Genomic DNA, 23,597 nt, shown 5'->3' with positions numbered 1-23,597 from the left:
TACTTGGACAGCGCGTCGGCTGACGCTGAGCCTCGACCGCTCAGCGACCACCTCCCGGCGCGCTCCCCTCGCTTGCCTTATGGCACGAGGGGTTTTTTGTTGCACAGGCACCTGCCGAGCAGCACGCGTAACCCGCACAAACCTCGCAAAAACCCTCAGCATCGAGAAGAGAAGCCGATGACCGAGCAGGCCACCGGGGCCCATCACCCGCAGCCGCGGCCCCGATCCGGAGGACAGACCGCCCCCGTCGAGCACGTCACGGGTGCGCAGTCCCTCATTCGCTCTCTCGAGGAGGTCGGCGCCGACACGGTATTCGGCATTCCCGGCGGTGCGATCCTTCCGGCGTACGACCCGCTGATGGACTCCACCCGGGTGCGCCACGTCCTGGTCCGGCACGAGCAGGGCGCCGGTCACGCGGCCACGGGCTACGCGCAGGCCACCGGCAAGGTGGGCGTCTGCATGGCGACCTCCGGTCCCGGCGCCACCAACCTGGTCACCCCGATCGCCGACGCGCACATGGACTCCGTGCCGCTGGTCGCGATCACCGGCCAGGTCGCCTCCAAGGCGATCGGCACGGACGCCTTCCAGGAGGCGGACATCGTCGGCATCACCATGCCGATCACCAAGCACAACTTCCTCGTCACCAAGGCCGAGGACATCCCGCGGGTCATCGCGCAGGCCTTCCACATCGCCTCCACCGGCCGCCCCGGCCCGGTGCTGGTCGACATCGCCAAGGACGCCCTCCAGGCGAAGACCACCTTCTCCTGGCCGCCCACCATGGACCTGCCCGGCTACCGGCCCGTCACCAAGCCGCACGCCAAGCAGATCCGCGAGGCCGCCAAGCTGATCACCGGCGCCAGGCGGCCGGTCCTCTACGTCGGCGGCGGTGTCCTCAAGGCCGGCGCCACCGCCGAGCTGAAGGTCCTCGCGGAACTCACCGGAGCGCCCGTCACCACCACCCTGATGGCGCTCGGCGCATTCCCCGACAGCCACCCGCTGCACGTGGGGATGCCGGGCATGCACGGTGCGGTCACCGCCGTCACCGCGCTGCAGAAGGCCGACCTGATCGTCGCCCTCGGAGCCCGCTTCGACGACCGCGTCACCGGCAAGCTGGACAGCTTCGCCCCGTACGCCAAGATCGTCCACGCCGACATCGACCCGGCCGAGATCGGCAAGAACCGCGCCGCCGACGTGCCGATCGTCGGCGACGCCCGCGAGGTCATCGCCGACCTCGTCCAGGCCGTCCAGAAGGAGCACGCCGAGGGCAACCGCGGCGACTACACCGCCTGGTGGAACGACCTCAACCGCTGGCGCGAGACCTACCCCCTCGGTTACGACCTGCCCGAGGACGGCTCGCTCTCCCCGCAGCAGGTCATCGAGCGCATCGGGCAGCTGGCGCCCGAGGGCACGGTCTTCGCGGCGGGCGTCGGCCAGCACCAGATGTGGGCCGCGCACTTCATCGAGTACGACAAGCCCGCCACCTGGCTGAACTCCGGCGGCGCCGGAACCATGGGCTACGCGGTCCCGGCCGCCATGGGCGCCAAGGCCGGCGTGCCCGAGCGCACCGTCTGGGCGATCGACGGCGACGGCTGCTTCCAGATGACCAACCAGGAGCTCACCACCTGCGCCCTGAACAACATCCCGATCAAGGTCGCCGTCATCAACAACGGCGCCCTCGGGATGGTCCGCCAGTGGCAGACCCTCTTCTACAACCAGCGGTACTCCAACACGGTGCTGCACTCCGGGCCCGACGACGTCAACCCGGAGGCGAGGGGCACCCGCGTCCCCGACTTCGTGAAGCTGTCGGAGGCCATGGGCTGCTACGCGATCCGCTGCGAGGACCCGGCCGACCTCGACAAGGTCATCGAGGAGGCGAACTCCATCAACGACCGTCCCGTCGTCGTCGACTTCATCGTCCACGAGGACGCGATGGTCTGGCCGATGGTCGCCGCCGGCACCTCCAACGACGAGATCATGGCCGCCCGGGACGTCCGCCCCGACTTCGGCGACAACGAGGACGACTGAGAGCCGCAGGCACGTCGAACAGGTAAAGGAAGCAGCCCCATGTCCAAGCACACGCTCTCCGTCCTGGTGGAGAACACCCCCGGCATCCTGGCCCGGATCGCCGCCCTGTTCTCCCGCCGCGGCTTCAACATCGACTCGCTCGCCGTCGGCGTCACCGAGCACCCCGACATCTCCCGCATCACCATCGTGGTGAGCGTGGACGAGTTCCCGCTGGAGCAGGTCACCAAGCAGCTCAACAAGCTCGTCAACGTGCTGAAGATCGTCGAGCTCGAACCCGGGCAGGCGGTCCAGCGCGAACTCGTTCTGGTGAAGGTGCGCGCCGACAACGAGACGCGCTCCCAGATCGTCGAGATCGTCCAGCTGTTCCGCGCCAAGACCGTGGACGTCTCCCCGGAGGCGGTCACCATCGAGGCCACCGGCAGCAGCGACAAGCTGTCCGCCATGCTCAAGATGCTGGAGCCCTTCGGCATCAAGGAGCTCGTCCAGTCCGGCACGATCGCGATCGGACGTGGTGCCCGTTCGATCACGGACCGATCGCTGCGTGCTCTGGACCGGTCGGCCTGAGGCCCGAAACGGGCGGCCGGGACACGACCGGCCGCCCGTATCCCGAGATCCCCAACCTTCCCCTCCCCCCATCGTCATACGGTGGGACGCAACACCTGCACTCAAGGAGAGAACCCAAAGTGGCCGAGCTGTTCTACGACGCCGACGCCGACCTGTCCATCATCCAGGGCCGCAAGGTCGCGGTCATCGGTTACGGCAGCCAGGGCCACGCCCACGCGCTGTCGCTCCGTGACTCGGGTGTCGACGTGCGCGTCGGTCTGCACGAGGGCTCCAAGTCCAAGGCCGGGGCCGAGGAGCAGGGCCTGCGCGTGGTGACCCCGTCCGAGGCCGCCGCCGAGGCCGACGTCATCATGATCCTCGTCCCGGACCCGATCCAGGCCCAGGTCTACGAGGAGCACATCGCCCCGAACCTGAAGGACGGCGACGCCCTGTTCTTCGGTCACGGCTTCAACATCCGCTTCGGCTTCATCAAGCCCCCGGCCGGCGTGGACGTCTGCATGGTCGCCCCCAAGGGCCCGGGCCACCTGGTGCGCCGTCAGTACGAGGAGGGCCGCGGCGTCCCCTGCATCGCCGCCGTCGAGCAGGACGCCTCCGGCAACGCCTTCGCGCTGGCCCTCTCGTACGCGAAGGGCATCGGCGGCACCCGCGCCGGCGTCATCAAGACGACCTTCACCGAGGAGACCGAGACCGACCTGTTCGGCGAGCAGGCCGTCCTGTGCGGTGGCACGGCCGCGCTGGTGAAGGCGGGCTTCGAGACGCTGACCGAGGCCGGCTACCAGCCGGAGATCGCCTACTTCGAGTGCCTGCACGAGCTGAAGCTGATCGTGGACCTCATGTACGAGGGCGGCCTGGAGAAGATGCGCTGGTCGATCTCCGAGACCGCCGAGTGGGGCGACTACGTCACCGGCCCGCGCATCATCACCGACGCCACCAAGGCCGAGATGAAGAAGGTCCTCGCCGAGATCCAGGACGGCTCCTTCGCCCAGCAGTGGATGGACGAGTACCACGGCGGCCTGAAGAAGTACAACGAGTACAAGCAGCAGGACTCCGAGCACCTGCTGGAGACCACCGGCAAGGAGCTGCGCAAGCTCATGAGCTGGGTGAACGAGGAGGCGTGAGCCTCACCGCCGGAGGGCCGGAGCGAACTGCTCCGGCCCTCTCGGGCGAACTCGGGGTAACGTCGGTAGTACGACGTTGTCCATCCCGTCCTGCCACGGACGGGTGATCCTTCCGAAGCGGCGTAAGACGACGCCCTCGGCGCCACTACACTGCTGCACTACATACGCGTCAGGCCCACAGCGTCGTGCGTCTTCCACGCGGCTAGCAACCCTCCACCGCCTGCGGCCGTCGGGACGGCCGTCCGCATTGGACTTGTGAGGACTCACGTGAGCTCGAAACCCGTCGTACTCATCGCTGAAGAGCTGTCGCCCGCCACCGTCGACGCACTCGGTCCGGACTTCGAGATCCGCCACTGCAACGGCGCGGACCGCGCCGAACTGCTGCCGGCCATCGCCGACGTGGACGCGATCCTCATCCGCTCGGCGACGAAGGTCGACGCCGAGGCGATCGCCGCCGCGAACAAGCTCAAGGTCGTCGCCCGCGCCGGCGTGGGCCTCGACAACGTCGACGTCTCCGCCGCCACCAAGGCCGGCGTGATGGTCGTCAACGCCCCCACCTCGAACATCGTCACCGCCGCCGAGCTCGCCTGCGGTCTGATCCTCGCCACCGCGCGCAACATCCCGCAGGCCAACGCCGCACTGAAGAACGGCGAGTGGAAGCGGAGCAAGTACACGGGCGTCGAGCTCGCCGAGAAGACCCTCGGCGTCGTGGGCCTGGGGCGGATCGGCGCCCTCGTCGCGCAGCGCATGTCCGCCTTCGGCATGAAGGTCGTCGCCTACGACCCCTACGTGCAGCCCGCGCGGGCCGCGCAGATGGGCGTCAAGGTGCTGTCGCTGGACGAACTGCTCGAGGTCTCCGACTTCATCACCGTCCACCTGCCCAAGACCCCCGAGACCCTCGGCCTGATCGGGGACGAGGCGCTGCGCAAGGTCAAGCCGAGCGTGCGCGTCATCAACGCCGCGCGCGGCGGCATCGTCGACGAGGAGGCGCTGTACTCGGCGCTCAAGGAGGGCCGGGTCGCCGGCGCAGGCCTGGACGTGTACGCCAAGGAGCCGTGCACCGACTCCCCGCTGTTCGAGTTCGACCAGGTCGTCTGCACCCCGCACCTCGGCGCCTCCACCGACGAGGCCCAGGAGAAGGCCGGCATCGCCGTCGCCCGCTCGGTGCGCCTCGCGCTCGCCGGCGAACTGGTCCCGGACGCGGTGAACGTGCAGGGCGGTGTCATCGCCGAGGACGTCAAGCCGGGCCTGCCGCTCGCCGAGCGCCTCGGCCGGATCTTCACCGCGCTCGCGGGCGAGGTCGCGGTCCGCCTCGACGTCGAGGTGTACGGCGAGATCACCCAGCACGACGTGAAGGTGCTGGAGCTGTCCGCGCTCAAGGGCGTCTTCGAGGACGTCGTCGACGAGACGGTGTCCTACGTCAACGCGCCGCTGTTCGCCCAGGAGCGGGGCGTCGAGGTACGGCTGACCACCAGCTCGGAGTCGGCCGACCACCGCAACGTGGTCACCGTGCGCGGCACCCTTGCCGACGGCGAGGAGATCTCGGTCTCCGGCACGCTGGCCGGCCCCAAGCACGTCCAGAAGATCGTCGCGGTCGGCGACTACGACGTGGACCTCGCGCTCGCCGACCACATGGTCGTCCTGCGCTACGAGGACCGTCCCGGTGTCGTCGGCACCGTGGGCCGCATCCTCGGCGAGGCGGGCATCAACATCGCCGGCATGCAGGTCGCCCGTGCGACGGTCGGCGGGGAGGCGCTCGCCGTGCTGACGGTGGACGACACGGTGTCCGCCACGGTGCTGGGCGAGCTCGCCTCGGAGATCGGCGCGACGTCGGCGCGGTCGGTCAACCTGGTCTGAGGTGACCGTCCCTCCGGGGGCTGCCTCCCCCGGGCCCCCGCCCTGAGAGGGGCCTCGTCCTCAAACGCCGGACGGGCCGACGCGATCGGCCTGTCCGGCGTTTCGCGTGTCCGCCTCCTCGCGAACGCGCACCCGGCGCAGCGTCGCCGATGCCAGGAGCGCCGCCGTGGTCAGGACCACCGCGCCCGCGATGGCCGCGCCGTGCATCCCGGAGGTGAACGCCTCCCTGGCCGTCGTGGCCAGGGCGTCCCCCGCGTCCTCCGGCAGCCGCCCGGCCACCGCCAGGGCGCCGCCCAGGGTCTCCTGGGCCGTGGCCGGGGCGGAGTCCGGCATCTCCTGGCGGTAGATCGCCGTGCCGACGGAGCCGAGGACCGCCATGCCCAGCGCCCCGCCGAACTCCGCGCCGGTCTCCATCAGGGAGGACGCGGAGCCCGCCCGCTCCACCGGTGCGGCGCCCAGCGCGAGGTCCATGATCTGGGACATCACCACCGTGACGCCCGAGGCGAGGACACCGGAGGCGACCAGGCCCAGAGCCAGGGCGTCCGTGTCCACGAACGTGAGCAGGACGTAGCCGCACGCGGCGATGGCGAACCCCGCCGTCACCACGTGCGCGCGGTTGACGCCCCGCTGCACCAGGTGGGCGGCGAACGGGGCCGCGAAGCCGATCGGCACCGACGGCAGCAGTGCCCACAGGGCCGCCTCCAACGCGCTCTTGCCCAGGACCGACTGGATGTACTGGGTGGTGAAGAACGCCGAGCCCATCATCGCGAACATGGTGACCAGGTTGAGGGCGACGGCCGGGCCGAAGCCGCGCCCCCGGAACAGGGCCGGAGTGATCATCGGTGAGGCGGTCGTCCGCTGCCGGTGCACGAACAGGGCCGCGAAGAGCAGGCCCAGGGTGACCGACATGACGTACCGGACGTTCCAGCCCTCGGCCGCGATCTCCTTCAGGCCGTAGACGACCGGCAGCACCGCGGCCGTCGAGAGCGGGACGCTCGGCCAGTCGAAGCGGCCCGGGGCGGGGTCCTTCGACTCCGGCAGCAGGAGCGGGCCGAGGACCAGCAGCAGAGCCATCGCCGGCAGGTTCACCAGGAAGACCGAGCCCCACCAGAAGAACTCCACCAGCACGCCGCTCAGGACCGAGCCGAGCGCCACGCCCGCCGTCATCACACCGGACCAGACAGCGATGGCGTGCGCCCGCTGCGCGGGGTCCTTGAAGATCGTGCGGACCAGCGCCAGCGTCGAGGGCATCAGGGTCGCGCCGCCGATGCCGAGGAGGGCGCGGGCCGCGATCAGCACCTCGGCGCTGTTCGCGTACGCCGCGGCCAGGGAGGCGGCGCCGAAGGCCGCGGCGCCGATCAGGAGCAGCCTGCGGCGGCCGATGCGGTCGCCCACCGATCCCATGGTGATCAGCAGGCCGGCCACGGCGAAGGCGTAGCTGTCGAAGATCCACAGCTGCTGGGTGCCGGTCGGCTCCAGGTCGGCGCCGATCGCCGGGATCGCGAAGTAGAGGACGGACACGTCCATCGAGACCAGCAGCAGCGGAAGCATCAGCACGGCGAGCGCGGTCCATTCGCGCCGACCGGCCCGGGGCGGTTTCGTCGTCATGCCGGTGACTGTACAAACGTCTTACACGCTTGTCTATGACGCTTGTATAAGACGGATGTCCGAGCGGCGGTAGGGTGACTCCATGGGACACCGCGAAGACCTGCTCGAAGGCGCCAAGCGCTGCCTGCTGCAGAAGGGGTTCATGCGCACCACGGCGCGCGACATCGTCAAGGAGTCGGGCACCAACCTGGCGTCCATCGGCTACCACTACGGCTCGAAGGACGCGCTGCTCGTGCAGGCCTACATCGAGCTGGTGGAGGCGATGTCCGACGCCTTCGAAGGCGGCGCGGAGGGCGAGCTCCGCGGTGAGCCGGGATCGCTGGAACGGTTCACCGAGGTGTGGTCGAACATCATCGGAACCATGCGCGACCCGGGGTCGTTGTGGCGGCTCAGCATGGAGATCGTGGCCATGGGCGACGAGCTGCCCGAGGTGCGGGACCACCTGGTGCGGGCCCAGCGGGAGGGCGCGCGCGGTCTGGTCACGCTGTTCATGGGCGGCCGCGAGGAGGACGTCCCGGAGGAGACCGTGGACACCCTCGGCCAGTTCTACGTCACGCTGCTGATGGGCCTGATGGTCCAGTGGTCCTTCGGCCCGCAGGGCGCCCCCGAGGCCGACCGGATCACCGAGGGGCTGCGCCGGGTGATCGAGGGCGTCGGGAAGAGCTGACCGGGTTCACAGCCGCGCGCCCTTCAGCGCCATGTGCAGCAGCAGCCGGTCCTCCCCGTCGTCCAGGTCCAGTCCGGTGAGCTGTTCCACCCGGGACAGGCGGTAGTACAGGGTCTGGCGGTGGATGCCCAGCTCCGCCGCCGCGCGGCCGGCCTGCCCGGCGCAGTCGAGGTACACCTCGGCGGTCCGGGCCAGCTCCCGGTGGGCCGGGGAGAGCAGGGACCGCACGACGGGGTCGTGGGCCGCCCCCGGGGGCAGCCCGGTCAGCAGGCGGAACGGACCGATCGACGCCCACTCGGCGACCGGCCCGAACCGCCGCTCCGCCAGCGCCGCCCGGGCCGCCGCCGACGCCTCCCGCCAGGCCGCCCCCAGCTCCGCGAGCCCGGTCCGTGCGGCGGCGACGCCCGCGGCCGGGACGGGGCCGAGGGGGGCGCCCGGCACCCCGAGGCTCCGCGCCCGCTCCAGCAGCCGCCCCGCCGCGGAGACCGCGGGGGCCGGCGCGTCCGCCGAGCGCAGCCTGACGAGCAGCGCCAGGCACTGGGCCGAGGTCCCCCACGGCAGCGTGCACAGCGCCGTCGCCCCCGGCACCGTGCGCACCGACGGCGCGTCGTCCGGATCGGCGGACGGCCAGGGGGCCACGCACACCATGGTGTGGAGGAGGTCCGCGCGCGCGCCGAGGGCGGTGCGCAGCTCCGCGACCGCCATGTCCTGCTGCCAGCCCCGCTCGGCGGTGAGCACCGCCCGCAGCTCCCGGCTGAGGTCGGCGCCGTGCTGCGCCTCGTCCGCCAGCAGCGCCCCGATCCGCACGGTGACCTCCATCGCCGCCGCCAGCTGCCGCTCGGTCGGGCCCGGCTCGGTGTCCAGCAGCCACACGTAGCCGAGCACGACACCCCGGTGGCGTACCGGCAGGCAGATGCGGCCCCGGTACACCCCCGCCTCCGGGGTCGGCGGGATGCGGACCGGTCCGGTGGCGTGGGTGATGCCGAAGCCCTCGAACCAGGAGCGGACGGCCGCCGTGGAGCGACGGGTCAGGATCGAGCGGGTGCGCACCGGGTCCAGGGCCGAGGGGTCGAGGTCGCCCTCGCTGTCGTAGGCGCCGAAGGCGATCAGTTCGAAGTCGCGGCTCTCCAGCGTCGCGGGTGCGCCCAGCAGCTCCGAGAGCTCGTCGACCAGCTCCTGATAGTCACCCGTGAAATCCGACGTCACCCGGGCATTCTGCCGCATGGGTGCGCGGCCTTCATACATCTGTCTGAGATCTGCGGCACGGATGCGTGACAGCTGTCGATGGCCGACGATCGGAGCGGTCCATAGATTTCACGGTGGTTCTCCGTGCCGTCCCCGGATCGTCGGGCTGCGGCCTTGTGTTGCTCTGTAAGTGGAGGTGCCCCGTGCTGGGTCCCGTGATTCTCGCCGCGTCGCGCAGCGACCGGATGCGACGCCTGGTCTCGGCGGCTCCCGTGACCAAGCAGGTCGTCGACCGTTTCATCCCCGGCGAGACCGTCGACGAGATCCTGCCGATCATCCGGGAGCTCACCGGCCGGGGCCTGGAGCTGACGATGGACGTCGTCGGCGAGGACATCACCACCCCCGAGCAGGCCGAGGCAGCCCGGGACGCCTACCTGGAGCTGATCGGCCGGCTGGGGCCGCTGGAGCTCGGCACGCGCGCGGAGATGTCCGTCAAGCTGTCGATGTTCGGCCAGGCGCTGGACGGCGGCCACGAGCTGGCCCTGAAGAACGTCCGCCCGGTCGTCGAGGCCGCCGCCGCGATCGGCACCACGGTCACCCTCGACGCGGAGGACCACACCACCCTCGACTCGATGTTCGCCATCCACGAGGAGCTGCGGAAGGACTTCCCGCAGACCGGCTGCGTCATCCAGGCCTACCTCTTCCGCACGGAGGAGGACGCGCGCCGCCTCGCCGCGAGCGGCAGTCGCGTACGGTTGGTGAAGGGCGCCTACAAGGAGCCCGCCGAAGTCGCCTACCAGCAGAAGCACGAGATCGACAAGGCGTACGTACGCATCCTCAGGACGCTGATGGAGGGCGAGGGCTACCCGATGATCGGGTCCCACGACCCGCGCCTGATCTCCATCGCCCAGGAACTCGCCCACCGCGCCGGGCGCAAGCTCGACGAGTACGAGTTCCAGATGCTGTACGGCATCCGCGGCGACGAGCACCTGCGGCTGGCCGCCGAAGGCCACCGGATGCGCGTCTACACGGCCTACGGCACCGACTGGTACGGCTACTTCATGCGCCGTCTGGCGGAGAAGCCGGCGAACCTCCGGTTCTTCGTCCGCTCGATGGTCACCAAGGGCTGAGCCGCCCGCACCACGCTCGCAAGACCGCTCAAGCCAAGGAGTTCACCACCCATGGACGCTGTGACCCAGGTCCCCACCCCCGTCAACGAGCCGGTGCACGGCTACGCCCCCGGCTCGCCCGAGCGCGCCCGGCTGGAGGCCAAGCTCAAGGAGCTGGCCGACAACCCGATCGACCTGCCCTGCACCATCGGCGGCGTCAAGCGGATGGGCGGCGGCGAGCGCTTCGACGTGGTGCAGCCGCACAACCACAAGGCGCGCCTGGGCACCTACGCCAACGCCACCCAGCAGGACGCGCAGGACGCCATCGACGCCGCCCTGGCCGCGGCCCCGGCCTGGCGCGCGATGTCCTTCGACGACCGCGCGGCGATCATCCTGCGCGCCGCCGAGCTGCTGTCCGGCCCGTGGCGCGAGACCATGGCCGCCTCCACCATGCTGGGCCAGTCCAAGACCGCCCAGCAGGCCGAGATCGACACGCCCTGCGAGCTGATCGACTTCTGGCGCTTCAACGTCTCCTACGCCCGCAGGATCCTGGCCGAGCAGCCCCCGGCCAACTCCCCGGGCGTCTGGAACCGCCTGGACCACCGCCCGCTGGAGGGCTTCGTCTACGCGATCACGCCGTTCAACTTCACGGCCATCGCCGCCAACCTGCCCACCGCCCCCGCCCTGATGGGCAACGTGGTGGTCTGGAAGCCGTCCCCGACGCAGACCCACGCCGCCGTGCTGATGATGCAGCTGCTGGAGGAGGCGGGCCTGCCCAAGGGCGTCATCAACCTCGTCACCGGCGACGGCATCGAGGTCTCCAAGGTCGCCCTGGAGCACCGGGACCTCGCGGGCATCCACTTCACCGGCTCGACCAAGACCTTCCAGTACCTGTGGAAGACGGTCGGCAACAACATCGAGAAGTACCGCACCTACCCGCGCCTGGTCGGCGAGACCGGCGGCAAGGACTTCCTGGTCGCCCACCCGTCGGCCGACCGCGCGGTGCTCAAGACCGCCCTGACCCGCGGTGCCTTCGAGTACCAGGGCCAGAAGTGCAGCGCCACCTCGCGCGCGTACATCCCGGCGTCGATCTGGAACGACGGCTTCAAGGAGGAGTTCGCCGCCGAGGTCGACTACCTCACCATGGGTGACGTCACCGACCTGTCGAACTTCATCGGCGCCGTCATCGACGAGCGGTCCTTCGCCAAGAACAAGGCCGCCATCGACCGCGCCAAGGAGGACGACTCCTGCACGATCGTCGCGGGCGGCACCTACGACGACTCGGTCGGCTACTTCGTCCGCCCGACCGTCATCGAGTGCACCGACCCGGAGAACGAGGTGTTCCGCACCGAGTACTTCGGCCCGATCCTCGCCGTGTACGTCTACGAGGACGACAAGTACGACGAGATGCTGACCCAGATGGAGTCGGTGTCCGACTACGCCCTGACCGGCTCGGTCATCGCCAACGACCGCGCGGCCGCGGCGTACACGATGGAGAAGCTGCGCTACGCGGCCGGCAACTTCTACATCAACGACAAGTCGACCGGCGCCGTCGTCGGCCAGCAGCCCTTCGGCGGCGGCCGTGCCTCCGGCACCAACGACAAGGCCGGCGCCCCGCAGAACCTGATGCGCTGGACCCTGACCCGCGCCATCAAGGAGACGCTGGTCCCGCCGACCGACTACACGTACCCGCACATGGGCTGACGCCCACCCGATCCCGGACGGGCCAGGTCTCCCCCCGACCTGGCCCGTTCGTGCGTCCACGGGCCCGGCCGCCCCGATACTGGGCGGATGACCACCGCCAGGGGCGTCCGCACCGCCCACACCTGCGAACTCGCCCCCCTCGAACTGGCCGCCGTGCGCTCCCTGTTGTTCGAATCCTTCGACGGTGACTTCGGCCGGGAGGACTGGGACCACACGCTGGGCGGCGTCCACGCCCTGGTCCACGACGCGCGAGGGCTCGCCGCGCACGGCGCGGTGGTGATGCGGCGGGTGCGGTACGGGGGGCGCTGGCTGCGCACCGGATACGTCGAGGGGGTCGCCGTCCGGCACGACGTACGGCGGCAGGGGCTCGGCGGCGAGGTCATGGCCGCCCTGGAAGGCGTCATCACCCGCGCCTACGACCTCGGCGCGCTGTCCGCCAGCGACGAGGGCGCGGCGCTCTACGCGTCGCGCGGCTGGCGGGCCTGGGAGGGACGGATCCACGCACTCGGCCCCGACGGCGTGGTCCGGCTGCCGGAGGAGGAGGGCTCGACCTATGTGTGGCCGGTGCCCGCCGACCTCGCCGGCGAGCTGGTCTTCGACTGGCGGGACGGCGACGTCCTCTGAGTGCGACAGGGAAAAGCCCAGGCCGGAGAGGTGTGATGCACTCCACCGTCTCAGATAGTAGGAAGCCCAAGTAATTGTGCAGACAGACGCTCGGCGCCCCCTTATTTTTGTAGGAGCCGAACGTCTCGCTCGATCAAGCGAATGGCGGTCGTGAGCCGGGCCCCGTGCAGGCAATCCCTGCGGCCACCGCTCCCCGCCCCTTCCGGCGTCTCGTAGTCCCTTTCCGCACTCCCGGTATGTCGAAGGAGTCGATGCACCATGTCCGAGACGACCGTCCGCCGCCGCGTCCGCCACACCTCCCGCACGAGCGAGTCCGACCGCCAGAACGCCGCCGCCGCCCTCCAGCGCGCCCTCGACCGCCGGGACAACGGCGGTTCCACCGGTCACTGAGCGACCGTGCGGGTGTCCGTATCCCGGACATGGCGTGTCAGAGCCTGGGACGAGGAGTAGGGTGCCCGCATGTCTCGCAGCATCAATCTCGCAGTGATCCCCGGTGACGGCATCGGCCAGGAGGTCGTGGCCGAAGGCCTGAAGGTCCTCTCCGCCGTCCTTCCGCAGGATGTGAAGCTGGAGACCAAGGAGTACGACTTCGGCGCCAGGCGCTACCACGCCACCGGTGAGACCCTCACCGACGCCGACCTCGACGAGCTCAGGCGGCACGACGCCATCCTGCTCGGTGCCATCGGGGACCCCAGTGTGCCCTCCGGCGTCCTCGAGCGCGGCTTCCTGCTCAAGCTCCGCTTCGCCTTCGACCACCACGTCAACCTGCGGCCGAGCAAGCTCCTGCCCGGCGTGGCCACCCCGCTCGCCGGACAGCCGGAGATCGACTTCGTCGTGGTCCGCGAGGGCACCGAGGGCCCGTACACCGGCAACGGCGGCACCATCCGCAAGGGCACGCCGCACGAGGTCGCCACCGAGGTGTCCGTGAACACGGCCTTCGGCGTCGAGCGCGTGGTCCGCGACGCCTTCGCCCGTGCCCAGGCCCGCCCGCGCAAGAAGCTCACGCTGGTCCACAAGAACAACGTGCTGACCTTCGCCGGCCACCTGTGGACGAACGTCTTCGACAAGGTGGCCGAGGAGTACCCCGAGGTCACCACCGACTACGTCCACGTCGACGCCGCGACCATCTACCTGGTCACCCAGCCCGAGCGCTTCGACGTCATCGTCACCGACAACCTCTTCGGCGACATCATCACCGACCTCGCCGCGGCCGTCTCCGGCGGCATCGGCGTCGCCGCGAGCGGGAACATCAACCCCTCCGGCGAGTTCCCGTCCATGTTCGAGCCGGTGCACGGCTCGGCCCCGGACATCGCCGGCCAGGGCAAGGCCGACCCCAGCGCCACGGTCCTGTCCGTCGCCCTCCTGCTGCGCCACCTCGGCCACGACACCGAGGCGACCCGCATCGAGGACGCCGTCTCCGCCGACCTCGCGGAACGCGGCGGCCTGCCCGCCCGCAGCACCTCGCAGATCGGCGACGCGCTCGCCGCACGAGTAGCCGGCTGACCCGGCGCGTTCCCTCGAGAACATTCGAAGCCGCCGGGTCGCATCCGCGCCCGGCGGCTTCCGCATGTCCCCGCCGGGTGCCACCATCGACCACCGGGCCGCATTCACCCCGTTCCTTCCGCCGCCGCCCCCGGGCGATAATCGAACACGGAGCCGCGGAATGAGGGAATGCTCGGACGTCCTAGCACTGGCCACCGGCCGTACGGGCGTGTGCGCGGCCCGTCACTACAACCGGTGAAGGACAACCACTCATGACGACGCCCACGATCGAGCTCAAGCCCTCGGCCAATCCGCTCTCGGACGCAGAGCGCGAGGCGATCCTGGCCAACCCCGGGTTCGGCCGCCACTTCACCGATCACATGGTGACGATCAAGTGGACCGAGGGCCGGGGCTGGCACGACGGCCAGCTCGTCCCGTACGCGCCGATCTCCCTCGACCCGGCCACCACCGTCCTGCACTACGCCCAGGAGATCTTCGAGGGCCTGAAGGCCTACCGCCGGCCCGACGGGTCCGTCGCCACCTTCCGCCCCGAGAAGAACGCCGAGCGCTTCCAGCGCTCCGCCCACCGTCTCGCGATGCCCGAGCTGCCGGTCGAGACGTTCATCGAGGCGTGCGACGCCCTGGTGCAGCAGGACAAGGCGTGGGTGCCGGCGCACGGCGGCGAGGAGTCCCTCTACCTGCGCCCGTTCATGATCGCGACCGAGGTCGGCCTGGGCGTCAAGCCCGCCAACGAGTACCTGTTCCTGGTCATCGCCTCCCCGGCGGGCGCCTACTTCCCCGGCGGGGTCAAGCCGGTCTCCATCTGGGTCTCCGAGGACCGCGTCCGCGCCGTCCCCGGCGGCATGGGCGACGCGAAGACGGGCGGCAACTACGCGGCCTCCCTGCTCGCCCAGGCCGAGGCCGCCGCCAAGGGCTGCGACCAGGTCTGCTACCTCGACGCCGTGGAGCACACCTGGGTCGAGGAACTGGGCGGCATGAACCTGTACTTCGTGTACGGCGACAAGATCGTCACGCCCACCCTCAGCGGTTCCATCCTGGAGGGCGTCACCCGCGACTCCCTGCTGACCGTCGCCCGCGACCTCGGCTACGAGGCCGTCGAGGAGCGCGTCTCCGTCGAGCAGTGGCAGCGCGACTCCGAGAACGGCAGCCTCACCGAGGTCTTCGCCTGCGGCACGGCCGCCGTCATCACCCCGGTCGGTACCGTCAAGCGGGCCGGCGCCGAGTGGCGGCAGAGCGGCGGCGAGCCCGGCGAGGTCACCATGCGCCTGCGCCAAGCCCTCCTCGACATCCAGCGCGGCACGGTGGAGGACAAGCACGGCTGGATGCACACGCTGGGCTGATCCGCTGATCCGCTGATCCGCTGATCCACAGGGCCGTGAGGGCGGTGAGGCGCCCCCGGACGCGGGGACCCGGCGCGCTCGGGCACCCCCACGGCCCTTCCTCCGCACGCACCCGGCCCCGGTGCCCGGCGACAGCGCCTCCGCCCGCACCGGCGGCCCCGCCGGCTCAGGCCCCGGGTCCCGGCCCCACCGCGCCGCCGCTCTTCCCGGCGGGACGGCGGCGCTCGGCGTCCCGGCCACCGAGGGGTGCGGGGACGCGGGCACCGTCAGGAGCGGGCGCTCTCGGCGGGTGAGGCGACCGGCGCCGCCGGGCCGGAAGGCACCGGACCACGAGGGGCCAGCGCCAGGTGGAGCAGCCCGCCCACCGCGCCCGACAGCAGGAAGCTGCAGTCCACCCCGCCGGTCAGTGCCAGCAGCGGGCCCTCGTACGACGGCAGGGACACCGCCAGGACGCCGACGACCGCGCCCGCCGCCCAGGAGACCGTCGCCGGGATGTTCCAGCCCGCGTGGTACCAGTAGATCCCGCCCCGCGCGCGGCGGTTGAAGACCTGGAGCGCGTCGGCGTCGTACTCCCCGCCGCAGCGGGCGAAGCCGATCAGCGTGATCACCGCCCACGGCGTGCCGATCGCGGTCAGCAGCAGCACGAAGGACGTCATCGCGGACTGCGCGTCCCAGGCGTAGTGCCCCACGAAGACGCAGACGGTGGCGACCACGGCGACGGTGTACGTCGCCCGGGCGCGGGAGGCGCGCGGCAGGATGGCGTCCAGGTCCAGGCCCATCGAGTACAGCATCAGCCCCGCGTTGCCGACCGAGCCCGCGGAGGCGGCGAGCAGCAGCGGAAGCAGGTACCAGCCGGGCGAGGCGTCCACCAGCGGGCCGGCGTAGTCGAGCGCGGCGCGGGCGGCGTACGAGGTGAAGGTGCCGAAGAGCTGCGGCACCAGCAGGCCCAGCGACAGTCCCAGCCAGGTCGCGCGCAGCACCCGGCGGGAGGAGTGGCGGGCGGGGGAGACGTAGCGGGTGTAGTCGCCGAGCAGGGTGATGAAGGCGATCGGGCCGGAGAGGCCGGCGGCCACCGCCGCGAGCAGCCAGGTCGGCCAGTACCCGTCCAGCAGGTAGCCTCCGGTTCCGGGGAGCGCGTCCGTGGTGAAGCCGGGGGCGTAGGCGACCACGCCGAGCACCAGCAGGGCCGTCATGCCGAACGCCAGCACCCGGGACATGGCGAGCAGCACCCGGTAGCCGTACACCGCGCCCGCGACCGTCGCCGCGGCGAGCAGTCCGTAGACGATGCCGTACGACAGCTCGCTCTGCGCCATCCCGAACAGCCGCCCGAGGACGCCCACCATCACGTCGCCGCCGATCCACACGGTCAGCGCCGTGTAGCCGAGCGCCAGCAGCAGGCCGACCACCGAGCCGACCAGCCGGCCGCGCACGCCGAACTGGGCGCCGGACGAGGTCGACAGATTGGTGCCGGTGCGCAGCGAGACCAGCGCCAGCGGTGCCGTGAACACCACGCCGACCACCGTGCCCGCCACCACGGCGCTGACCGACGACCACCAGTCCAGGCCGAAGGACGGCGGCAGCCAGCCGAAGACGATCACGCCGAGGCAGAGGTTGGAGCCCAGCAGGATCGAGACGAGGTCCCGCGGTCCGCTGGTGCGTTCCTCCTCGGGGATGGTGTCGACTCCGCGCTGTTCGATCGGCATGGCTGGTCCCCTTCGACGGCCGCCAGAAGTATTGAGCGACGCTCAATGTGACGCTTCGCCTGTTCCCTCGTCAATGGTTGGCGTGTGGCCTTCTCGTGTTTAGAGTGGTGCTCTAACTCTGGGGAGACAAGGAGGTGACGCGCCGTGCGGCTGACACCCACGGAACGTGACCGGCTGCTGCTGTTCTCGGCCGCCGAGTTGGCCCGGGCCCGCAGGGCGCGCGGCCTGCGGCTCAACGTGCCGGAGGCGACCGCGCTCATCGCCGACGCGGTGTGCGAGGCGGCCCGCGACGGCGCCCGGCTGGCCGAGGCGGTCGAGCGCGCCCGGTCGGTGCTGGGCCCGGACGACGTGCTGCCGGGCGTCGCCGACGTGGTCACCGAGGTGCACGTCGAGGCGGTCTTCGACGACGGCTCCCGGCTCGCCGTGGTCTCCGACCCGATCGCCGGCGGCTCACTGGCCGAGCGGGCGCCGGGGGCGCTGCTGCCGGGGCCGGAGCACGACGAGCCCGAGGCGGCGGTGCGGCTCCCGGTCACCAACACCGCGACCGTGCCCGTCTCCGTCACCTCGCACTTCCACTTCTTCGAGGCCAATCCGCGCCTGGACTTCGACCGCGAACGGGCCTACGGCATGCGCCTGGCCGTCCCCGCCGGTTCCTCGGTCCGCTTCGGCCCCGGGGAGAGCCGCGAGGTCGGTCTCGTGCCGATCGGCGGGCGGCGGGTCGCGATCGGGTTCGCCGGTCTGGTCGACGGGCCGCTGGACGCGCCGGGCGCCAGGGAAGAGGCCATGCGCCGGGCCGCGGCCTGCGGATACCTCGGAGTCGCGGAAACCGCCGGAGTCACAGGGAGCACGCAAGCCGCGCAAGGCACGGAGGCCGCGTCGGAAGGAGACGGGCGATGAGCCGCTCGAAGGGGCGGGAGGCCAGCGAGTCGATCCACATCGACCCGCACGCCTACGCCGCCGCCCACGGCCCCCGCGCCGGCGACCGCGTCCGCCTCGGCGACTCGGGGCTGGTGATCCGCGTCGAGTCCGACGCCCAGCGCCACGGCGACGAGTTCCTGGCCGGCTTCGGCAAGACCGCCCGCGACGGCCTGCACCTGAAGGCCGCCGCCGTGCGCGAGACCTGCGACGTCGTGATCAGCAACGTCGTCGTGATCGACGCCGTGCAGGGCGTCCGCAAGGTGTCCATCGGCATCCGCGAGGGCCGGATCCACGCGATCGGCCGGGCCGGGAACCCCGACACCCTCGACGGGGTGGACGTCGTGGTCGGCACCGGCACGTCCATCGTGTCCGGGGAAGGGCTGATCGCCACCGCCGGAGCCGTCGACACCCACGTCCACCTGCTGTCGCCGCGCATCATGGAGGCCTCGCTCGCCTCCGGGGTGACCACGGTCATCGGGCAGGAGTTCGGGCCCGTGTGGGGCGTCGGGGTCAACTCCCCCTGGGCGCTCAAGCACGCGTTCGGCGCCTTCGACGCCTGGCCCGTCAACATCGGTTTCCTCGGCCGGGGTTCGTCGTCGCACGAGGCGCCCCTGATCGAGGCGCTCGCCGAGGGCGGCGCCTGCGGCTTCAAGGTGCACGAGGACATGGGCGCCCACACCCGGGCCCTGGACACGGCGCTGCGCGTCGCCGAGGAGCACGACGTCCAGGTCGCCCTGCACAGCGACGGGCTGAACGAGTGCCTGTCGGTCGAGGACACCCTGCGGGTGCTGGAGGGCCGCACCATCCACGCCTTCCACATCGAGGGCTGCGGCGGCGGGCACGTCCCCAACGTCCTGAAGATGGCGGGCGTGCCGAACGTCATCGGCTCCTCCACCAACCCCACCCTGCCCTTCGGCCGGGACGCGGTCGCCGAGCACTACGGCATGATCGTCTCCGTCCACGACCTCAAGACCGACCTGCCCGGCGACGCCGCCATGGCCCGTGACCGCATCCGCGCCGGGACCATGGGCGCCGAGGACGTCCTGCACGACCTGGGCGCGATCGGCATCACCTCCTCCGACGCGCAGGGCATGGGCCGCGCCGGCGAGACGGTCCGCCGCACCTTCGCCATGGCCGGGAAGATGAAGGCCCAGTTCGGCGCCGACGGGGACGACGACAACGAGCGCGTCCTGCGCTACATCGCCAAGCTGACGATCAACCCGGCCATCGCGCACGGCCTGTCGCACGAGGTCGGCTCGATCGAGACCGGCAAGCTCGCCGACATCGTGCTGTGGCGGCCGGAGTACTTCGGCGCCAAACCGCAGCTCGTGCTGAAGGCGGGCTTCCCGGCGTACGGGGTCGTCGGCGACCCCAACGCGGCCACCGACACCTGCGAACCCCTCGTGCTCGGGCCGCAGTTCGGGGCGCACGGGGCCACGCCCGCCGACATCTCCGTCGCCTTCGTCGCCCAGGCCGCCCTCGACCGGGGCAACGACACGATGCCCACCCGGCGCCGCAGGGTCGCCGTCCGCGGCACCCGCGGCATCGGCCCGGCCGACCTGCGCCGCAACTCCCGTACCGGAGCCGTCGACGTCGACCAGCGCACCGGGCTGGTCACCCTCGACGGCGAACCGCTGCGCTCCGAGCCCGCCGACTCGGTCTCCCTCAACCGCCTCTACTTCCTCTGAGGACCCTCATGAACACGCCCGCAGCCGACGGCTTCCGCATGCCCGCCGAATGGACCCCGCACGAACGCACCTGGATGGCCTGGCCCGGCACCAACCACACCTTCGCCGATCCCGGGGAGCTGGCCGCCGCGCGGTCCGCCTGGGCGTCGGTGGCCCGCGCGGTCCGCCGGTTCGAGCCGGTGACGGTGGTGTGCGGCCCCGGGCAGTCCGCCGGGGCGCGGGAGCTGCTCGGCCCCGGCGTCGACACCGTCGAGCGGGACCTGGACGACGCCTGGATGCGCGACATCGGGCCCACCTTCCTCACCGACGGCCGGGGCGGACTGGCCGCCGTCGACTGGACGTTCAACGGCTGGGGCGCCCAGGAGTGGGCCCGCTGGGAGCACGACGCGAAGATCGCCGCGCACGTCTCGGACCTCGCCGGGGCACGGACGTACACCTCGGGACTCGTCAACGAGGGCGGCGGGATCCACGTCGACGGCGAGGGCACCGTCCTGCTCACGGAGACGGTCCAGCTCGGCCCCGAGCGCAACCCCGGCTGGACGAAGGAGCAGGTCGAAGCGGAGATCCACGCCCACCTCGGCACCCGCAAGGCCGTCTGGCTGCCGCGCGGGCTCACCGCCGACTACCCCCCGCACGGCTTCGGCACCCTCGGCCACGTCGACATCGTGGCCGCGTTCGCCCGTCCCGGTGTGGTCGTCGCCCACCACCAGCCGGACCCGGCGCACCCCGACCACGAGCTGAGCCGGGAGGTCATCGGCATGCTCAGGGCGCAGACGGACGCACGCGGCCGCCGCCTGGAGGTGGTCGAGGTGCCCGCGCCGACCGTCCTGGAGGCCGACGGTCACTGGGCCGACTACTCCTACATCAACCACTACCTCTGCAACGGCGGCGTGGTGCTCTGCGGGTTCGACGACCCCCGCGACGAGGTCGCCGCCGGCATCTTCCGCCGCCTCTTCCCCGAGCGGACGGTGACGCTCGTCGACGCGCGCACGATCTTCGCGGGCGGCGGCGGCATCCACTGCATCACGCAGCAGCAGCCCAGGGCGGCGGTCCGGTAGAACGGACGGGTGAACGTACTGCTCTGCGCCGCCTGCGGCCGTCGACTGACCGAGCCGGTCCGCCGACTCGACGAGATGCCCGAGCACCCGGGCCCGGACGGCCGGCGCCACGGCCCGCCCAGCGTGCCGCGCGGGACCTATGTGACAGACCCCCGGCCGTTCGGTGCCCCGTTCGTGCCCCACGAGGGGGACGACGACGCGTACGACGGCATCGTGCCCGGCGGCACGTGGATGTCCGACGAGCGCGGCTTCCTCGTCTCCGCCGGCCCGCGCGGCACGTACGTGCTGCACCCCGAGGACGTCGTGGAGCTCGACTTCCACCCCGACACCGCCCGCCTGGGCGGCTGCTGCGGCGCGAGCCCGTACCGGGGCGTCAACCGCGTCTGTTCCTGCGGGGCCGAGGTCGCCGTCGAGGCGTCGGACTGCTCGGGCGGCTACGAGACCCGGCTCGTCCCGGACGCGGTACGGCTGGAGGCCGCTGCGTGACCACCCGCCGCCGCACCCCCGCGCCGCCCCGCGAGGACGTCCTCGCCGCCGCCATGGCGATGATCGCCGAGCGCGGCCTGGAGCAGCTCACCATGGCCGCCCTCGGCCGGGAGGTCGGCATGAGCAGCGGCCACCTGGTCTACTACTTCCGCTCCAAGGACGAGCTGCTGCTGCAGACCCTGGAGTGGAGCGAGGGCCGCCTCGGCGCCGAGCGTTCCCGTCTGCTCGCCCGGCCGGCCACCGCCCGCGAACGCCTCGACGCCTACGTGGAGCTGTACGTCCCCGACGGCCACCGCGATCCGCACTGGACGCTGTGGCTGGAGGTCTGGAACCGCTCGCAGAACGCCGGCGCGGACGCCCGCGACCGTCAGGCCGCCATCGAGGGCGCCTGGCACCGCGACCTGGTGGCCCTGCTGGCCGAGGGCGTCTCGCGGGGCGAGTTCCGCCGCGTCGACCCCGACCGGTACGCGACCCGCCTCCGCGCCCTGCTCGACGGCCTCGCCATCCACGTGGCGATCGGCCTGCGCGGCACGGACCGACCGCACGTTCTCGGCCACGTGCGGGAGTTCCTCACCCAGACCCTCCTCACGGACGCCTGAACCGCCGCCCGGGTTGTACTGAATCCATCGGATTGACCGGCGACCGGCGGTGCGCTTGGCTCTGGGCAGCCTCGGCACGGGGCCGGGGGAGAAGCGCCCACGGGGAAACGTGGAGACGCGGAAGAGAAGAGGGGGAACCATGCACAGAGCCATGCGGGGGGCGTCCGTCGCGGTGATCGCGGGGGCGATGGTGGCGACGGCGGCGCTGTCCGCGTCGGCCGCCCCGGAGCGGGGGGAGACCGAGCGCGTCAACGTCTCCGCGACCGGCGCACAGGCGTCCGCGGATTCGCGGACGGTGTCGATGAGCGGCGACGGCCGCTACGTCGTCTTCGAGTCGGACGCGGACAACCTGGTGCCGGGGGACGCCAACGGCCGGGTCGACGTCTTCCTGCGCGACCTGCGCCGGGGCACCGTCGAGCGGGTCAGCGTCCGTGACGACGGCGGTGAGTACACGATGCACGCCTATGCGCCGCAGATCAGTGCCGACGGGCGGTACGTCACGTTCACCGCGGACACGGGATCCATCGAGGAGGGCACCTACTACTCCGGACGCTTCCTCTGGGACCGGGTGAAGGACCGGACCGAGGTGGTGAGCCTCACCGACGACGACCGGCCCGTCGCGGGGGCGTACGGGGACACCGAGGTCAGCCGCGACGGCCGGTACGTGGCGTTCGTCTCGGACCTCGCCGACCACGGCGACGAGCGCACCGACACCATGTGGGCCGGCCTCTACCTGCGGGACCGCAAGGAGGGCACCACACGTCTGGTGAGCCTGACCACGGCTCCCTCGTCCGGGGGCACCTCGTGGTACTTCGCCGGCTTCACGATGAGCGCCGACGGCAGCCGTGTCGCCTACAGGATCTTCCAGAACCGTCCGGGCACCGGCTCCGCCGTCTACGTCCACGACCGGGACAGCGGGCGCACGGAGCGGTTCGACCCGGAGGGCCAGGGATCCACGCTGCCCACCTTCAGCGGGAACGGCCGGTACGCCGCCTTCGCCTCGGCCGGGTCCGGCCTGGTGCCGGGCGACACCAACGGCAAGGACGACGTCTTCGTCCGCGACCTGCGCACCGGCGCCACCGAGCGGGTCTCGCTCACCGCGGCCGGGGGACAGACGGACGGCGACTCCGGGGGGCCCGTGATCAGCGAGGACGGCCGGCACGTCGTCTTCCGTTCGGACGCGAGCGGCCTGGTCGCCGGTGAGACGGCGCGCGGCCCGCTGTTCGTCCGCGACCTGCGCACGGGGGTCAACCAAAGGGTGACCGTCGCCCACGACGGCGGCGAGAGCGACAGCCAGTCGTGGGCGGACGTCGCGCTGAGCCGCGACGGACGCGTGGTGGCCTTCGAGAGCTGGGCCACCAACCTGGTCCCGGACGACACCAACGGCCTGCGGGACGTCTTCGTCCGCCGTCTGCGCTGAACACCCACCGCCCGCATCCTGAGACGGACGGTGAGCGCGGGGGCGGCTTGTGCCAGACTGCCCCCGTGCTCTCGTTCGCCACGATTATTGGCAGCAGGCGCGCCGGTCCGCAGTGACCGCACGTACGACACCGTACGGGCGGACACCGTCGTCCTCGACCCGCGCGCAGACCTCTCGCACCCGCGAGGGGTTTTTCTGTTTCCCGGCCCCACCCACCGCCGGGAACCTGGCGCGGGGGACCATGGGGGGACGGTGGAACCGGTCATTCCGGTAGGCCGAGATCAACACAGGAGTCTTGAGACCATGACCGCAACCAGCGAGCCCGACGACTCGTTCCACGTCTTCGACACCACCCTGCGCGACGGTGCCCAGCGCGAGGGCATCAACCTCACGGTCGCCGACAAGCTGGCCATCGCACGGC

At 71.5% G+C, this 23,597-nt stretch carries 20 protein-coding genes; 17 read left to right on the top strand and 3 right to left on the bottom strand.

Annotated elements, in window-relative coordinates:
* Window positions 1-177: 177 nt before the first annotated feature.
* From FHS37_RS34415 to serA, 4 genes are all read left to right on the top strand, one after another.
* The gene (locus FHS37_RS34415) at window positions 178-2,025 is read left to right on the top strand and encodes an acetolactate synthase large subunit (protein ID WP_184828531.1); all 1,848 of its coding nucleotides are present in this window, start codon (window positions 178-180) and stop codon (window positions 2,023-2,025) included.
* A gap of 39 nt (window positions 2,026-2,064) precedes the next feature.
* Window positions 2,065-2,589 carry an acetolactate synthase small subunit gene (gene ilvN / locus FHS37_RS34410; RefSeq protein WP_042167943.1) on the top strand — a complete coding sequence of 175 codons (525 nt, stop codon included), beginning with the start codon at window positions 2,065-2,067 and terminating at the stop codon, window positions 2,587-2,589.
* A 119-nt stretch (window positions 2,590-2,708) separates the two neighbouring features.
* Window positions 2,709-3,707, top strand: coding sequence for a ketol-acid reductoisomerase (gene ilvC, locus FHS37_RS34405; protein ID WP_184828529.1), 999 nt, complete (start codon window positions 2,709-2,711; stop codon window positions 3,705-3,707).
* 267 nt (window positions 3,708-3,974) lie between these two features.
* A complete protein-coding gene (gene serA, locus FHS37_RS34400) occupies window positions 3,975-5,564 on the top strand; it encodes a phosphoglycerate dehydrogenase (RefSeq protein ID WP_184828527.1) in 1,590 nt (529 codons plus the stop codon).
* Window positions 5,565-5,624: 60 nt separating this feature from the next.
* Here the strand turns inward: serA and FHS37_RS34395 are convergent, their stop codons facing one another.
* Window positions 5,625-7,172, bottom strand: a complete 1,548-nt coding sequence (locus FHS37_RS34395) for an MFS transporter (protein WP_184828525.1) — start codon at window positions 7,170-7,172, stop codon at window positions 5,625-5,627.
* A gap of 82 nt (window positions 7,173-7,254) precedes the next feature.
* Here FHS37_RS34395 and FHS37_RS34390 point away from each other — a divergent pair, with 82 nt between their 5' ends.
* Window positions 7,255-7,839 (top strand): TetR/AcrR family transcriptional regulator, encoded by a 585-nt coding sequence (locus FHS37_RS34390; protein WP_184828523.1) that lies wholly within the window; start codon window positions 7,255-7,257, stop codon window positions 7,837-7,839.
* A 6-nt stretch (window positions 7,840-7,845) separates the two neighbouring features.
* On the opposite strand, the gene FHS37_RS34385 is transcribed toward FHS37_RS34390, so the two are convergent.
* Window positions 7,846-9,063 (bottom strand): PucR family transcriptional regulator, encoded by a 1,218-nt coding sequence (locus FHS37_RS34385; RefSeq protein WP_184828521.1) that lies wholly within the window; start codon window positions 9,061-9,063, stop codon window positions 7,846-7,848.
* A 164-nt stretch (window positions 9,064-9,227) separates the two neighbouring features.
* Between FHS37_RS34385 and FHS37_RS34380 the strand changes: the two genes are divergently transcribed.
* The 6 genes from FHS37_RS34380 to FHS37_RS34360 all read left to right on the top strand — a co-directional run bounded on the left by FHS37_RS34380 (window position 9,228) and on the right by FHS37_RS34360 (window position 15,304).
* Window positions 9,228-10,154 (top strand): proline dehydrogenase family protein, encoded by a 927-nt coding sequence (locus FHS37_RS34380; protein ID WP_184828519.1) that lies wholly within the window; start codon window positions 9,228-9,230, stop codon window positions 10,152-10,154.
* 51 nt (window positions 10,155-10,205) lie between these two features.
* Window positions 10,206-11,837, top strand: coding sequence for an L-glutamate gamma-semialdehyde dehydrogenase (pruA, locus tag FHS37_RS34375; protein WP_184828517.1), 1,632 nt, complete (start codon window positions 10,206-10,208; stop codon window positions 11,835-11,837).
* Window positions 11,838-11,924: 87 nt separating this feature from the next.
* A complete protein-coding gene (locus tag FHS37_RS34370; RefSeq protein ID WP_184828515.1) occupies window positions 11,925-12,461 on the top strand; it encodes a GNAT family N-acetyltransferase in 537 nt (178 codons plus the stop codon).
* A 258-nt stretch (window positions 12,462-12,719) separates the two neighbouring features.
* The gene (locus tag FHS37_RS40665) at window positions 12,720-12,851 is read left to right on the top strand and encodes a hypothetical protein (RefSeq protein ID WP_268254606.1); all 132 of its coding nucleotides are present in this window, start codon (window positions 12,720-12,722) and stop codon (window positions 12,849-12,851) included.
* A gap of 69 nt (window positions 12,852-12,920) precedes the next feature.
* On the top strand, window positions 12,921-13,964 hold the full coding sequence (locus FHS37_RS34365) for a 3-isopropylmalate dehydrogenase (RefSeq protein ID WP_184828513.1): 1,044 nt from the start codon (window positions 12,921-12,923) through the stop codon (window positions 13,962-13,964).
* A 251-nt stretch (window positions 13,965-14,215) separates the two neighbouring features.
* A complete protein-coding gene (locus FHS37_RS34360; RefSeq protein ID WP_184828511.1) occupies window positions 14,216-15,304 on the top strand; it encodes a branched-chain amino acid aminotransferase in 1,089 nt (362 codons plus the stop codon).
* Window positions 15,305-15,570: 266 nt separating this feature from the next.
* Here FHS37_RS34360 and FHS37_RS34355 read toward each other — a convergent pair whose 3' ends face one another.
* Entirely contained in the window at window positions 15,571-17,007 is a 1,437-nt protein-coding gene (locus FHS37_RS34355) for a cytosine permease (protein WP_184828509.1), read from the bottom strand.
* A 144-nt stretch (window positions 17,008-17,151) separates the two neighbouring features.
* Here FHS37_RS34355 and ureA point away from each other — a divergent pair, with 144 nt between their 5' ends.
* From ureA to FHS37_RS34325, 6 genes are all read left to right on the top strand, one after another.
* Window positions 17,152-17,904, top strand: coding sequence for an urease subunit gamma (gene ureA, locus FHS37_RS34350; protein ID WP_184828507.1), 753 nt, complete (start codon window positions 17,152-17,154; stop codon window positions 17,902-17,904).
* Window positions 17,901-19,613 carry an urease subunit alpha gene (locus FHS37_RS34345; protein ID WP_184828505.1) on the top strand — a complete coding sequence of 571 codons (1,713 nt, stop codon included), beginning with the start codon at window positions 17,901-17,903 and terminating at the stop codon, window positions 19,611-19,613. The genes ureA and FHS37_RS34345 overlap by 4 nt, the downstream gene beginning before the upstream one ends.
* An 8-nt stretch (window positions 19,614-19,621) precedes the next feature.
* Window positions 19,622-20,671 carry an agmatine deiminase family protein gene (locus FHS37_RS34340; protein WP_184828503.1) on the top strand — a complete coding sequence of 350 codons (1,050 nt, stop codon included), beginning with the start codon at window positions 19,622-19,624 and terminating at the stop codon, window positions 20,669-20,671.
* A 9-nt stretch (window positions 20,672-20,680) separates the two neighbouring features.
* On the top strand, window positions 20,681-21,157 hold the full coding sequence (locus FHS37_RS34335; RefSeq protein WP_184828501.1) for a hypothetical protein: 477 nt from the start codon (window positions 20,681-20,683) through the stop codon (window positions 21,155-21,157).
* A 53-nt stretch (window positions 21,158-21,210) separates the two neighbouring features.
* Window positions 21,211-21,756 (top strand): TetR/AcrR family transcriptional regulator, encoded by a 546-nt coding sequence (locus FHS37_RS34330; RefSeq protein WP_184828655.1) that lies wholly within the window; start codon window positions 21,211-21,213, stop codon window positions 21,754-21,756.
* 139 nt (window positions 21,757-21,895) lie between these two features.
* Window positions 21,896-23,176 (top strand): TolB family protein, encoded by a 1,281-nt coding sequence (locus FHS37_RS34325; protein WP_184828499.1) that lies wholly within the window; start codon window positions 21,896-21,898, stop codon window positions 23,174-23,176.
* Window positions 23,177-23,597 lie beyond the last annotated feature (421 nt).

Origin of the sequence: Streptomyces griseomycini, assembly GCF_014203535.1 — a bacterium.
Classification (GTDB): Bacteria; Actinomycetota; Actinomycetes; order Streptomycetales; family Streptomycetaceae; genus Streptomyces; species Streptomyces griseomycini.
The sequence above is the reverse complement of the archived record's forward strand: the minus strand, read 5'-3'. Positions and strand labels throughout refer to the sequence as shown.